The following is a 14,935-nucleotide window of genomic DNA, read 5'->3' as shown; positions in this document are numbered from 1 at the left end:
TATTAGTTTTTCGTTTTTGATTTTAAATTAATTCTCAGCTAGAGGATAGGCTTCAACACCTTCTTCAGTGATCTTTACAGGTTTGATCAGTCCATTTTCATCAAACTCCATTACCTCGATACAGGTCTCTCTAGAGTTTCCGTCAGTCTCGGTAAGTGGTCTGCGGTGATACACGATAAAGTATTTATCAGAACCTTCAGGGTGCATAATGCTGTGGTGACCAGCACCGGTAGCAACCTCAGGATCCTGCTGAAGGATCTTACCCACGCGCTCAAATGGACCAAACGGACTGTCTGCAATAGCATAAGCTACACTATAATCTGGACCCGTCCATCCACCTTCGCTCCACATGAAGTAGTATTTACCATCTTTGATAAACATAAATGGCCCTTCTACATAGCTATCTGGAGTGATCTCTTTAAAGATGCTACCATCCTCATAAGGTACAAAACCAGTGAAGTCATCATTAAGTTTTGCGATGTTACAATGTCTCCATCCACCATAGATAAGGTAGTGAGAACCGTCTTGATCTTTAAATACAAATTGATCAATAGGCTGCGCACCGTTGTGGAATTTATCTACAAGAGGTTTACCTAAATAGTCTTTATAAGGTCCGCCAGGATTGTCACTTACTGCAACACCTATACCACCTTTTTCATCATCGCTTTGAATATCGTTTGCACCAAAGAACAAGAAGTACTTATCATCCTTCTCAATAATAGAAGGCGCCCATACAGCACGGTTAGCCCATTTTATCGCAGAGGTATCTACAATGCGCTCATGCTTCGTCCAGTTTACAAGGTCTGGAGAAGAGAAAGCATCAAAGAAAACCTGCTTTTCATAAGGCGCAGAGTACGTAGGGAAGATCCAGTACTCATCGTCAAAGATGATGCCTTCAGGATCTGCATACCATCCCTCAAACACGGGATTTCCTGCTTTTTCAGCTACTGCTGGTTCTTCAGCTTTTGCTTCATTTTCTTTTTTAGACTTGCTACCACAGGAAGTTAGTGCTGCTGTGATACCGATAATGAAAAGTAGTTTTTTCATAGATATTAGTAAGTATTGGCTGGTAAATATAAATATTTGATAGGCTAAACCGATTTAGTTATGCCGTAATTTTTGCTATTAATAAACGAGCCGTGAATTTAAGATAAAATTATAAGTTACAAGCGTTCTTTTTAAGATGCTCATAGTAATAGGGTTAAGATCTATTTCGCTGTAGCGAAAAGGACAAATAAAATTTATTAACAAGGCGTTGTTAGTAAGCCTGTTAAGGGTGAGAATGTTCGTTCTTTTGGCGAAAGCCAGAAAAACCGAAGCATTATTCTTCTAGCGGTAACGGCTGTGGGGTAGTGGTAGGACCATTAACCACAAGGGTGCCGTCTTCTTTTACTTCGATCTCATCCAGAAATACCACGCGCTGATCACCAGATGCTGTTGTGCGGCCATGATACACGGTGTAGCGTTTGCCGTTGTTAAGCGTTACCAAACTGTTGTGACCGGTACCTGTAACATCGCCACCATCCTGCGTGTTCTTTTGTAAGATAGGGTTGTTGTCTGCCTTAGTGAAAGGTCCCAGCGGATCATCACCAGTAGCGTATCCCACGGCATAATTCTCACCGCCATAGAAGTTTGCCGAATACATGATGTAGTATTTTCCGTTCTCTTTAAAGATATACGAGCCCTCCGTCCAGCGGCGGTTTACTTCGTGTGAGGTAACAGATCTACTTTCCCACTCTGCATTCTGGTTGTCCATCTCCAGTGGTGGGCGCAGCAATAATTGCGGCTCTCCTATCACACTTTTAAAGTCGGGCGCAAGTTTAACGCCATAAACCCAACTCTCTTCGATCTCGTCATACCAGCCTTTTTCTTTAGCCCAGTCTGCGATCTCAGACTCCACCGGGTGTTTATAGCAAACTCTAGAGTAGTACAGATAAAACTCACCGTTCTCATCCTGATACACATTTGCATCAATAATGGGGTAGCCAGGGTCAAAGATGGGTTTATCCTCTAAGTTATGAAAAGGCCCCGTAGGACTATCTGCCACGGCAACGCCTATCATAAAATTCTCTAGTTCGTTAGTAGGATTGTCATCCCAGTGTGCGCTAAAGAACATATAGTACTTGTCTTCAAATTTATACACTTCAGGCGCCCAGAAGTCTTTAATGCCCCAAGCGTTCTCTTCATTTTTAGTGTCATATACCTGACCTTCAAACTTCCAGTTTACCAGATCCTGAGAAGAATATGTAGCAAAACCATCTTTAGCTCCGCCGCCGGTACCATACATGTAATAGGTGCCGCTGCCGTCATTAAGGATATAAGGATCCCCAAATTTCACCGGAATAGGATTACTATACGTTTGTGGTTCTTCCTGATGAGTAGTAAGATCTTCTTGCTTGTCAGCTTCATTCTTATTGTCTTTACAAGCCGTAAAAAGTATCACCGTGAGCAGTGCGCAGGTGAGGGTGTTGTATTTAAAGTTCATGGTTGTGGTTGTTTGGAGGGGTAATTTAAGGATTAATGGGGTATTTGAATTAGGGGATTCTCAATTACTCGATTGGAGGTGATTGAACCCTCTGAGCTTCGTTTCACTCGCTCATCTCCCTTTTAGGAAAAGGGAGAAGTTTTATGCTGGAGACTGCTACTGCAGACTGAAGTTCTCACTTCGGCTCCGCTCAGTGAACGACTTCTGGCTTGCTTAGTGAACTGGGTGATTGAACCCTCTGAGCTTCGTTTCACTCGCCCATCTCCCTTATAGGAAAAGGGAGAAGCTTTTTGCTGGGAGCTGGATGAGGATTAATCGATTTTCAATTCTCAATTTATTGATTGGAGAATTTCAATTACTGCTTACTGAGACTTAAGACTTGCTACTGAGATTTTCACTTCGGCTCCGCTCAGTGAACTGGTGATTGAACCCTCTGAGCTTTGTTTCACTCGCTCAGCTCCCTTCTAGGATAAGGGAGAAGTTTTTTGCTGGGGGCTGGATGAGGATTAATCGATTTTCAATTATCAATTTATTGATTGGAGAATTTCAATTACTGCTTACTGAGACTGAAGACTTGCTACTGAGATTTTCACTTCAGCTCCGCTCAGTGAACGACTTCTGGCTTGCTTAGTGAACTGGGTGATTGAACCCTCTGAGCTTCGTTTCATTCGCCCATCTCCCTTCTAGGATAAGGGAGAAGTTTTATGCTGGAGACTGAGACTGGGAACTGATAACTGAGAATTTCACTTCGGCTCCGCTCAGTGAACGACTTCTGGCTTGCTTAGTGAACTGGGTGATTGAACCCTCTGAGCTTCGTTTCATTCGCCCATCTCCCTTTTAGGATAAGGGAGAAGTTTTTTGCTGGGAGCTGGATGAGGATTAATCGATTTTCAATTCTCAATTTGTTGATTGGAGAATTTCAATTACTGCTTACTGAGACTGAAGACTTGCTACTGAGATTTTCACTTCGGCTCCGCTCAGTGAACGACTTCTGGCTTGCTTAGTGAACTAGGTGATTGAACCCTCTGAGCTTTGTTTCACTCGCTCAGCTCCCTTCTAGGATAAGGGAGAAGCTTTTTGCTGGGGGCTGTGACTGCAGACTGAAGACTGCCAACTGAAGACTGAACAAAAACTATTCTTGTCTGCTTTTTTGTGCGGTGCGGAGGACTTTTTTGAAGTAGCGTTGTACTTCTTTGCTTTTGCTTACTTTGATCTTGTAGTTTTCTACGCTGGTGTTGATCTCTAGGATGGCGTAGGTGTCTTTGTTAAATTTCCAGAGAAGGAACTCGTATGCTACGGCTAGTAAAAGCACCATACTAAACATGGCGAAGGTAAGCGGAATAATGATCTCGAGGTCTTTTTCGCCCATTATGGTGAAAAGAAAAATAGCCACACAAATGATAAGGAGACAACCGAACTCTCTTATTTTACTTTTTAGGCGCTGGTTGTAGCTAGATAACTCAATGGAATAGATATCCTCCAGATCAAACTCGGTGATCCGTTTCTTTCTTGCAAAGAGCAACCGCTCTGTGGTAAGAATACTGTCTATCTTTTTTGCATGCTTCTCGTACACGCAGCGCTGCGAAACGATAGATTCATACGGGTAAAATTCCATTCAATTTTTTTAGGGGCCGGCAAATATAGCTACAATTAATAGTATTACGTCCTATAAATTAACAATAAGCTGTAAGAATTGTCTTCTTTTTAGACTTTTAACATATTAAATCGTTTAACCTTTACTGAAAATTAAATTTTCTTTAAAACTTCTCAATTGTTTTCTTGTTGATAATAAGGAGTTTATAAATATAGTTTTTACTGGTGTTAGGGGTGTTGGGGAGTAAGAATTACGAGTGGTTAGGGGTGGATGCTGGGGGAGGGAAGATGGAGGTTTATTTCACTTCGACTTCGCTCAGTGAACGGGATGATTGAACCCTCTGAGCTTCGTTTCACTCGCCCATCTCCCTTATAGAATAAGGGAGAAGCTTTTTACTGCTTACTTAGACTGAAGACTGCTGACTGAGAATTTCACTTCGACTCCGCTCAGTGAACGACTTCTGGCTTGCTTTGTGAACTGGATGATTGAACCCTCTGAGCTTCGTTTCACTCGCCCACCTCCCTTCTAGGATAAGGGAGAAGCTTTTTACTGAATACAGCTTGCTGAGAGTTTCACTTCGACTCCGCTCAGTGAACGGTTATATAATTAGTTAATTAGCTAATTAGAGAATTAGCGAATGGGAGTTGGAAGATGGGAGTGGAGAGATTAATCAATTCTCAATTTGTCGATTGGTTGATTTGATTTGTTGCTTACTGAGACTGAAGACTGCTGACTGAGAATGTTACTACGGCTTTGCTTAGTGAACGGTTATATAATTAGTTAGCTTTTTTCTTTTTTGCATCGCCCAAAAAAGAAACAAAAAAGTCTAGACTTATTTTCATTTTCTTGAATTGCGGAAAAAGCTACTTATCCTGCGTATGGAAAACCGCTTCGCTAGTTCCATACTCCACAGCCAACGCTGCTTAGCTTTTAAGCAATTGCTACGAAATTGAAAAGTAGGTCGGATTTAAAACTGCCTACTGCGACTGAAAACTGCGGACTAGGAATGTCACTTCGGATCCGCTCAGTGGACGACTTCGGTTTGGCTTAGTGAAAAGTTCTTAATGAGTTAATTATCTGATGTGGGAATTAGCAAATGGTTTACTTTGTCATTTCGAGTGAAATTGTGAAGCGAAGCGAAATGATTTTGTACCTGTGCGCCATTAAAGGAGCATCGAGAAATATTTAGTTAGCCCTTTTATTTCTAGCATCGACTAAAAAGGAAGCTAACTATTATACAACTGAATCGAACAGTTAATAAATTTCTTGAAATGGGGTACTAACATTGATCGCTATGCTTATCTAGAATGTGCATTACCTTTACTTTTACATCTCTAGTATTTTGAGGGTTTAAAAAGCATTTTAAAACATAGTATTGAGGTTAATCTTTAAACTTAAATCCGGCAATATTGTACTTCACTACTAATCCAAAGTTGATACGTTTTCTAAATGTACTTTCCTTATCTGCATTAGTGCCTAGGGCGTCTTCTGTTTGCACAAAAAGCCCACCGGCTAGACGACCGTCTTTATTATTGTAGGCAAAGAGACCCAAGCCCAATACGGTATGTGGCTTTATACTATTATGGTTATCATACATCCTATGGCGCAGATACGGATTTAGGCTAAGGTAGATATCACTTTTTTCAGCATTCTTTTGCATATCAATTGAATGATTTGAGAGGGCAAATAGCTTCACGAAATCTATATTTATGTCATATCGCAAAAAGCGATCATAAGGACCAGGAAGCGCCTTGATCTCCTTACTACTGCTAAACTTTCCCGAGGCGATGGTCGTATCCACGGTCTGTAGGGTGTAAGTGGAGGATGACATCTCGCTGAGGTTATTAGTATAGGAAATACCTCCGGTTACTCCTAAAAAGATTCCCGCATCCATGCGGCGCGTCACGCCAGCCTCGAGCTTATACCCCTGAAAGGAAATATCTTCAAACCTATTATCTATCGTGGTGGCTGTCTTGTCTATTTCTAGCGTAGCACCAGAACCCATAAAATAGGCCCTCCCATAAATCAATGTTTCCTTATCAGTATAAGCTGCATTCAGAAGCGACAAATAATCTCTTTCCTCCTCCATAGAAGTGTAGCTTTCTTCAAGTTGTTTTAATAGGTCAATCAAATCACTATAGTCTGCTGTAGAATTTTGATAGGCATCCCTTTGCTCTGTGAACTGCTCTAGGTAGGTTTTTATTTTGTCCTGGGCGGTTTCCCACTCCTCTTGATCCAAAGCATGGTGAATATTTATGGCTTTTATGTCAATGTTGTTCTTTGCGCTATCCTCTGTCAATGCTTTCGTAAAATCATCCTTGAGTGACCTCATCTTTACCCTAAGGGAAGGTAACGCCATCCCATCACCATCTGCGGTAGAAATGGCTATTTGCTCTAGTGTGGCATTAGCCTTTTGTATAAGTTGCTCCAGGCTGTTCAGCTGTTTAATCACCACTAGCGTTTTCTTGAGGTTGGCATCCCGTTTTGCTTCGGGTTGCATATCTTGTATAGCTTTAATTTTATCCTTGACATTTTTCCTTAGGTTGGTAAGGGATATGTTTGGGGCATGCTCAATAACAGTATAGATATATCTTTTGTTACCTTCATTCATAACACCGGCTTCAATAAGGTCATCAAGTTCAGCATTGATTTGGGTAAGTAATTCTTCAGGAGTATTAAATTTCAGGTATTCTTCAGCTATTTCTTCAGCCATGGCTTCGTTATATTTCCTTCTTAGAAAACGTTTTCCTATCATAAAGCCTATGGATGAAGAAGACGTTACTTTTTCTTCAGAAAACAAGCCACTAAGACCATCAGTGGCACTTCCTTTAAGGTCAACGCCCAGCAAGAAGGAGTTATTTTTCTTGTGTTTTTTTATGGATGTAGATACTGTGTCCCACCTAGAAAGTATGCCTTTTACAAAGTTATCTTTATCAGGATATGATTCTTTGTAGACGCTATCTATATTAAATTCTTTATAAGAATTGTCAATTTTTGGAAAAAAATCCCTGTAGTAACTAAAGGAAGCTACCTTATTTTGCAGGTCAAGATTAAGGTTTGCAGAAGGTAGTACAATGGTACTAAATCCTTCGCGGTCTTGCCCTAGGCTTTGCGCCCCTGATAGGCACGGGAGGCAAAGCATCATTACTATGAAATATATAGTTGCTTTCATTTTAAATAACCTTTATGTTTTCAGTTTTTCTAATGGATTCCATGGTTTCAGGCTTTCCCTTTTTTATGGTGCCATCACTGATGATTACCTCTTTGGTCTTAAAAGTCCATCTATCTAAGCCGGTACCAGTACGTATCACGGTTACAAAAAACCTATTTCTGAAAATTTGGATATCAGTAGCAATGCCATCCCCTATATACCCATCTTTACCTCCTACTTTAAAACTTACAATACCCGTGCCACTCATATGGTAAGAGATGTTAGCTAAATATCTATCTTGATTAACTGTTGCCATATCAATAGTAATTTTTTCAGCATTTTCATTAAAGAGGGGGGAGGCTTTAGCAATACTCTTAATTGTAGCTAGGCTAGCGCGTCTAGGAAATTTTTGCTTTAAGCTAATAAGATCTAGATCATCATCTTGGTTAAGGATATGAAGCGCCATCTCCGCTTCTATATTAGAAAGCCTAGTAGACTTTGAAATAGTATTTTTTGTTATTTTAGGATTCATTGTAAAGTACTGTTAGTTAGTGCTGTAAATATTATAAAATTAATATTTACAGCATATACCCATTAATGGGGATTTTTTTAAGTAATTGAAATTTACCGTTTCTTAAAAGGTTTACACTGAACTATTATGCTTCAAAAATTGTTGGTAAGGGAGCAATAGAAACCAATATAGAGATTAGAAGTATCCCCCCTTTGAGGGGGGCATGGGGGGTGTTCTTCTATGTTATCATTTTTAAAGTATGCTTTACATAATCTTGCATAAAACTTATTTTAATGTGCGGTTGTGTAACTGCTACCCTTAGGGACGACTATGTCACTTCGAGTAAAATCATGGAGCAAAGTGGAGACTTTGTATCCGTTCGTGATCTTAGAAGCATCGAAATGTTTGATCAGCTTTTCTTTTTTGCATCGCCCAAAAAAGAAACAAAAAAGTCTAGGCTGATTTTAAATTTCTTGAATTGTAAAGTAAGTCTCTTAGCCTTCACGGGAGAAACCGCTGTGCTAGTCTCCCGCTCCTCTGGCCATCGCAGCGAAACTTACTAACATTTACTACCAAATATAAAAGTAGGCCGTTTGTTTTGATAAAATAGAGTAATGCTTCTTCATTGACTTTAAGTTCAAAATATTCAATTAAGTAATGTGAAAAGCGTTATAATCCACTTTTGACTTTGTTTTGAGCCTTCTAAAAAAGGAGGCTTTAGGTGTGTGCTAATGGGTAATAATATTTAAGTCTATTAACTTTTTTCTTCTGTTAGTTGCGTAGTCACTTCGAGTAAAATCATGGAGCGGAGTGGAATGATTTTGTATCGAGAAGCATGTTAGTAGGTTTTATTATTGCTGTGCTTTAAAGTGCAATCCAAAAAACTGTCACTGTTTCTTTTTAAACGATGAATTCTGCGATCTCTTCTACTTCTAAGCCACAGTATGAAGCAAATTCATGTATCGTTACAAATTGATGTTTTTCCTTCCCGAGGTACGCTTTTATGTCCAGAATTAGTTGTCTTCCGTACCGTTCACTTCTACCCGTTATTTTTTGAATATCCTTAGGGTAAATGCATAATCTTGATAACTTCATATACTTTACTGTTAGGTTTATTTTTTAAGGTGGTAATTTCATACACTATCCATACACTATCCATACACTATCCATACACTATCCATACACTATCCATAGACTATCTATGGAGTATCTAGGTAGTAGGAAGGTATTTGTATATAATTACCCTATGTTTTTGCGGAAATAACGGAAATAATAACATTAAACGGCTGGTATGTAGCCTGTTGCGGAAGATTCTAATCAAATATAGATTGTTTTGTGGTCTAATCAAAATTTTATTTATTATGGCCAGACAATCTGGAATTATCAAGCTGAAAGGCACGATTGGAGGGATTTCTTTCTTCAAAAGTGCAGACGGGTACATGGCCCGTGAAAAAGGAGGTGTGGATAGTAAGCGTATTGCTAGTGATCCCGCTTTTAAACGAACCCGTGAGAACGGACAGGAATTTGGTCGCGCCGGTAAAGCGGGCAAACTTGTGCGTAATGCATTGCGCACCCTTTTGCAAAATGCGAGGGACGCCCGTATGGTAAGTAGGCTAACCAAAGCCTTACTAGCGATCATTAAAACGGATACAGAGAATACGAGAGGTAGTCGTACTGTGGAAGCAGGAAACATGAATGCCCTCTCTGGATTTGATTTTAATATCAATGGAAAGCTAGAGACCACTTTGTATGCTGAACATGTGAAAACATTGGATCGTACTACTGGAGAGCTAGGATTGACCATCGCACCTTTTAACCCTTTAGAGCGTATTGCAGCTCCTGCAGGAGCTACGCACTTTAAAGTAAGTGGAGGTGGTGCAGAGCTAGACTTTGCTAATGGGTCGTTCAACTTTGCCTCTGCTGATAGTGGAATGCTACCATTAACCAGTGCTAATACCGAGGAGTTAGATCTGGGAGTATCCTTAACCGCTGAAACCACTTTGCCTATACTTCAGGTTATGAGTGTAGAATTCTATCAGGAGGTTAATGGAGAGATGTATGCGCTAAATAATGGTGCTTACAACGCTATGAGTATACTGCAGGTAGACCAAAGCGCCTAGTGATGGAATGGTTAATTAAACGTAACTATTATGAGGAGAGCACCCATGGTGCTCTCTTTATAAACAAGCAGTTTGTTTGTTTTACCATTGAATTGCCTTGGAAGGAAAACAAGAAGCGAATTTCTTGTATACCAGAAGGTATCTATCCTTTACAAAGAAGAATTTCTCAAAAATTCGGGAATCATCTACATATTAAAGATGTGCCGGGAAGAAGTTTGATACTACTACATCCCGCTAACAATGCTAAACAAGAACTGCAAGGTTGTATAGCTCCTGTTATGACATTAAATGGGATGGGTAAAGGGATGGATTCAAAAAGAGCCCTTAACAGCTTATTAATGCATTATCAAGATGCGTTAGAAACTGTAGAAGATGTTTACTTATCAATTAAATACAATACACATGAATTTAGCAGAACGTTACAAAAGTCCGACTCCCAAATTTTTTAAAATCCTTAGAAATATAGGAGTTACTCTCGCCACAGTAGGAGGAACTATTGTTGCAGCACCTATAGCTTTGCCTGCAGGCGTTATCACCGTTGCCACTTATGCTATCGTTGCAGGAACCGTTGCTACTGCAGTTAGTCAAGCCGCAGTGAAGGAAACAGCTGTAGCTCAAAAAGAGGGGACAGATAACAATGAAGCCTCAACTAGTCGTAATGAACAGTAAGTATCCCTTGTTAACATGTGGTACTATAGGAGGAACTTTAACTTCAATATTGCCCACGTTATTTCAAGATGAAATTTTAAGGACGGTTTTTTTAGCAGGAATCGGTGCCTGTGTAAGTTTTATTGTTTCATTAATTTTAAAAGCGTTGCTTAAAATTTTTCATAAAATTATTAAGCGAAGAAAAGCTTGATGTTTAGAAAACCTTCCAGAGATGGGAGGTTTTTTTGTTTCTAATGGTATGATGATGATTTATAGGTCATTATTATAGCAGCATTGATCTTAGAACTTAGAAAGAAAAAATATAAGTATAAAATATACCTATATTTATTTAGATTAAGTTTAAATAGATATATTTGCCGACCTAATTTTAAGCTGTAATGCGTCTTTTTTTAATCATTTTACTAATTGGATTTAGTTCCTATAGTCAATCGATAAGAGGTAGAGTTATCTCTTCTTCTGATAGTACGGCTCTTGCAGGTGTAACGATCCAAAATTTGAAGGGTAATGAATGGGCTGTAACAGATGAGAATGGTCAATTTTCCATAAATCTAAAAGGAATTGACTACGTTCTAGAATTCAAGATGCTTGGCAAGCAAACTAAATATCTAGAGCATAAAGATATTGTTAATCATGACACTATAATTATAGCCTTATCCAATGAGGATCTACGTCTTGATGAGGTGATGGTAACTGCTGTGCCCAAAAGAGCTAAGATTGGTTCTTCAGTTGTTTTTAATGAATATGCAGTAGATCAAGTACAATCTTTTAGTTTAGGAGATATACTGGAGCAATTACCAGGGTTAGATATACAGTCGAGATACTCGCCAGAGCCACTTAACTCTGCTCAGAGTATTTCACTGCGTACAGCTCAAAGTAGTAATACTAATGCATTTGGAGTAGCTTATATTCTTGATGGTTTTAGGCTGTCTAACGATGAGGATATGCAAAGTTACAATTATGCTACTGGCTTAACTAGATATGATAACACCAGCTCAGGTTTAGATCTACGTTCAATACCTGCATCCAATATAGAAGATGTAGAAGTAATAAGCGGTGTGGCTGATGCCAAATATGGAAATCTTACCAGTGGTGTGATAAGAATAAACCGTAAGGCAGGCGTCACTCCATTAACGGCTAATATCAATGTGCAACAAGGAAACACTTCAGTAAGTATAGGAAAAGGTTTAAAGCTTAATAATCAATTAGGAGCATTAAGTCTATCTCTAGATTATTTAAATGCTAATCCTAACCCCAGTAACACTTTAGATAAATACAACAGAATAACGGCCGGTGCAATATGGTCAAGGAATACAGATAAAGTAAGAAACACTTTGTCTCTTACTGTACACAGCAACCTAGACGATAAGACTTATGATAAAGATCTGGATGATGGTGGTAAAGATGCTAGTTTCAAGAAGGATATTGGGTTTAGATTAAGTAACCGACTCAATTGGAAACCAGAATCGGGATTAGTGGATAATATATCTCTAACATCAGGATTGTCTTATAGTTATCAGCATTCATATAATCAATCATTTAAAAATGACGGAGGTAGAGTTGTTCCTACTAGTCTAGAGACTGGACTTTTTAAAGGAAGCTACACCCCTGCGGCATACTTGCAAATTAAAGAGGTATATGGGCAGCCAATAAATCTTAATGGTCAACTTACATTTAATAAGGCTATAAGTTATAATAGTGTTACTCAGCATAATTTGTCTTTTGGGGTTGATGCTGGCTTTAGTGAAAATTATGGAAGGGGGCGAGGTTATAACCCTGAGAACGCCCATACACAAGTTACATTAACGGCAGGTAGTAATGGAGTATCTAGTGATGAAGGTGTTAGACCACTAGATTTCTCACGTTATGTAAAGCCTAGAATCAATTTAGGGCTTTTTGCACAGGATAATGTAACTCATACTTTCAAAAATGATAATGAGTTATATATCAATTTAGGGTTGCGGTTTGATGTCCAAAATAGTTTTGCGAGTTATAGTCCCAGGGTTAATTTAGGATACGAAATTAATGATAAATTCAGCGTAAGAGGAGGTTTTGGATTTGCATCTAAGGCTCCTTCACTTAATCAAATTTTCCCAGGTGATAAGTACTTTGATATCCTAATAAGAGATTTTAGAACGAGCGACTATTCATTCAATTTAGTTCAAACATATAAAAAGGAAATACCGAAGCAGAACCTTGAACCAAGTAAGAGCTGGAAGTATGAAATAGGGGCTAATTATAATACCAATTTTGGATCGATGTCTATTACGGCATTTTACAACAGTACCTATGATGGTATATCATCAGTATCTATTATTGAACCAGTGTTATTTCCTCAGGTAGAATTTAGTTTTAATGAAGCAGGATCGCCACCTACTTATGAGGTTACGGGTTACGAAGATCTATTATTAGACTATAGCTTGAGCCAGAATTCTAATCAAACCCTCGATAAAGGGGTGGAGTTCTTTTTTAATTTCAACAAGATAAAGGCCATAAATACCTCATTTAATCTAAGTGGGACTTATATATTTTCTAGCTCTACATCCCGAGGGTATGAGTTAAAAAAGAATACTGATGTTCTTGAAGAAACCTATTTGTACGGTTTGCATTATACGCAGCCTAATGAAAATGATATAATTAAACTGAGAGGTACTGCAACTCACCACCTCTCAAAATTAGGTTTGCTCATTTCCTTAACTGCTGAGCAATATACAAGAGGAGTAACATATGCCAGTAGTGACTCGGTTTATCCTTATGCTTACATCAATCCACAAGGAGATATAATTAACATTCCAGCAGGTCAAAGGACAGCTGACCGATTTAAAACCATACAAAGGTCGCCAGCCTCTACAGAAAAAAGATCAACCCCTGCCTATCACAATTTTAATTTGCGTCTTACTAAAGAAATGTTGAATGGGTTAAGCCTATCGCTTTATGCAAATAATTTTTTGAATTATAGGCCTTTAATATCAACAGGCGGTTCAGAATCAAGACAAAATTCACTGATTAGTTTTGGTGGACAGATTAGATATAAATTTTAATTCAAACAATCATAATGAGAAATTCTATTTACATTTTATTCATCAGTGCTTTATTACTAGGTTGCAGTAAAGATGATGACGGTAATTATGTGGCTCCTATAAGTCATGATTTTGCCCTAACCTTTGACGAGAACTATGATAGCAATGCGGTATCACAAGCAGACATTACAGTTACAAATAATGAAGATGGTGTTGTCTATACCGGTACTTCTGATACAGAGGGCGTTGTTACCTTATCAGTTTTGCCAGGTACTTATACCATTACTGCAACCCGAACCTTTACAGCAGAAGAGTACTTCACATTTTCAGGTCAAGAAGTAGCACAAGAAGTTGTTTTCAACGCATCAGCAGAGAATATTCTTATTAATGAAGAAACCTCAACTACAACAACTTTAGAGCTAGTAACCGGTAAAATAGGTGATCTTATTCTTAAGCAAATTTATTATTCTGGCTCTGACGTAAGAAACGGGGCCCTATATAGAGATCAATTTTTTGAAGTTCATAATAACTCTAATGAAACTATATATTTAGACGGGGTATATTTTGCTCAAGTTTATGGTGCAACTTCTGTATCATCTAATTTAAAGCCTTATCATCAATCTAATGGTCAGTATGATTGGAGCCAATCTATAGGACAAACAGATGTAAATAATGCGAATAGCGACTACATTTATGTGGATGAAGTGATACAGTTTCCTGGGAGTGGGACAGAATACCCACTTGAACCAGGTAAGAGTACAATAGTGGCTGCAACAGCCGTTAATCATAAGGCTCCTCTTACTGTGGAAGATGATGAAGGAGAAACAGTGGTATATGAGGTGGTTAATCCTGATTTGACCATAGACTTAAGCAATGCACCATTTGAAACTTATTTTAGACAGTATCAAGAAAGTCAGGGGTCATCATTTTTAGATAGTGATATTGATAACCCAAATGCTGTAAATATGAATATAGCATTTAAAACATTTGCAGGTAAGGATTTGATTCTAGATCCTATGGGACGTGATGCTTTTGCGATTTTTAGAGCAGATGATGCTGTTTTTAATGGTTGGAATACGGTGCCATTACCTTCAATTACAGCAGATAACTTTGATGAAGATACTTCTGTATATCTGCAAATTCCAGTCTCTGTAATTTTAGATGGTGTAGAAACACAAAGAAATGACCCAAGTAAAGCAAAACCAAAAAGGCTTACAGATGCAATAGATGCGGGAGAAATCTCAACAATACAAGGGCATTATACATCAGAATCTATCATAAGAAAAGTATCAGCAGAGATTGACGGAAAGGTGTTTTATCAAGACACAAATAACTCTGCAAATGACTTTGAGGTACTTGCAAGACCACAAGTAGTTATAGAATAATTT

Annotated in this window: 11 protein-coding genes; 5 read left to right on the top strand and 6 right to left on the bottom strand. The window is 38.6% G+C overall.

The genetic code is table 11. The features are described 5' to 3' along the window. Positions 1-27 precede the first annotated feature (27 nt). The 6 genes from ACZ5L8_RS09270 to ACZ5L8_RS09245 all read right to left on the bottom strand — a co-directional run bounded on the left by ACZ5L8_RS09270 (position 28) and on the right by ACZ5L8_RS09245 (position 8,836). Positions 28-1,047 (bottom strand): family 43 glycosylhydrolase, encoded by a 1,020-nt coding sequence (locus ACZ5L8_RS09270; RefSeq protein ID WP_464436856.1) that lies wholly within the window; start codon positions 1,045-1,047, stop codon positions 28-30. 274 nt (positions 1,048-1,321) lie between these two features. Then, the gene (locus ACZ5L8_RS09265; RefSeq protein WP_464436855.1) at positions 1,322-2,485 is read right to left on the bottom strand and encodes a glycoside hydrolase family 43 protein; all 1,164 of its coding nucleotides are present in this window, start codon (positions 2,483-2,485) and stop codon (positions 1,322-1,324) included. A 1,132-nt stretch (positions 2,486-3,617) separates the two neighbouring features. Next, on the bottom strand, positions 3,618-4,100 hold the full coding sequence (locus tag ACZ5L8_RS09260; RefSeq protein WP_464436853.1) for a hypothetical protein: 483 nt from the start codon (positions 4,098-4,100) through the stop codon (positions 3,618-3,620). A 1,360-nt stretch (positions 4,101-5,460) separates the two neighbouring features. Next, entirely contained in the window at positions 5,461-7,251 is a 1,791-nt protein-coding gene (locus ACZ5L8_RS09255; protein WP_464436851.1) for a hypothetical protein, read from the bottom strand. A gap of 1 nt (position 7,252) precedes the next feature. Then, entirely contained in the window at positions 7,253-7,762 is a 510-nt protein-coding gene (locus ACZ5L8_RS09250; protein ID WP_464436849.1) for a hypothetical protein, read from the bottom strand. Positions 7,763-8,641: 879 nt separating this feature from the next. Beyond that, positions 8,642-8,836: a hypothetical protein gene (locus ACZ5L8_RS09245; protein WP_462597658.1), complete on the bottom strand. Its 195-nt coding sequence runs from the start codon at positions 8,834-8,836 to the stop codon at positions 8,642-8,644. A 266-nt stretch (positions 8,837-9,102) separates the two neighbouring features. Here ACZ5L8_RS09245 and ACZ5L8_RS09240 point away from each other — a divergent pair, with 266 nt between their 5' ends. The 5 genes from ACZ5L8_RS09240 to ACZ5L8_RS09220 all read left to right on the top strand — a co-directional run bounded on the left by ACZ5L8_RS09240 (position 9,103) and on the right by ACZ5L8_RS09220 (position 14,932). After that, positions 9,103-9,861 carry a hypothetical protein gene (locus ACZ5L8_RS09240; RefSeq protein WP_464436847.1) on the top strand — a complete coding sequence of 253 codons (759 nt, stop codon included), beginning with the start codon at positions 9,103-9,105 and terminating at the stop codon, positions 9,859-9,861. Between the two features lie 2 nt (positions 9,862-9,863). Next, positions 9,864-10,310: a DUF5675 family protein gene (locus tag ACZ5L8_RS09235; RefSeq protein ID WP_464436845.1), complete on the top strand. Its 447-nt coding sequence runs from the start codon at positions 9,864-9,866 to the stop codon at positions 10,308-10,310. Further along, positions 10,264-10,530, top strand: coding sequence for a hypothetical protein (locus ACZ5L8_RS09230; protein WP_464436843.1), 267 nt, complete (start codon positions 10,264-10,266; stop codon positions 10,528-10,530). The genes ACZ5L8_RS09235 and ACZ5L8_RS09230 overlap by 47 nt, the downstream gene beginning before the upstream one ends. Positions 10,531-10,907: 377 nt before the next feature. Then, positions 10,908-13,568 carry a TonB-dependent receptor gene (locus ACZ5L8_RS09225; RefSeq protein WP_464436840.1) on the top strand — a complete coding sequence of 887 codons (2,661 nt, stop codon included), beginning with the start codon at positions 10,908-10,910 and terminating at the stop codon, positions 13,566-13,568. 14 nt (positions 13,569-13,582) lie between these two features. After that, positions 13,583-14,932, top strand: a complete 1,350-nt coding sequence (locus ACZ5L8_RS09220; protein WP_464436838.1) for a DUF4876 domain-containing protein — start codon at positions 13,583-13,585, stop codon at positions 14,930-14,932. Positions 14,933-14,935: the final 3 nt, after the last annotated feature.

The sequence above is a fragment of the Leeuwenhoekiella obamensis genome (genome assembly GCF_055391795.1).
Note: the sequence above shows the minus strand (reverse complement) of the source record. Positions and strands in the feature narration are given on the sequence as shown.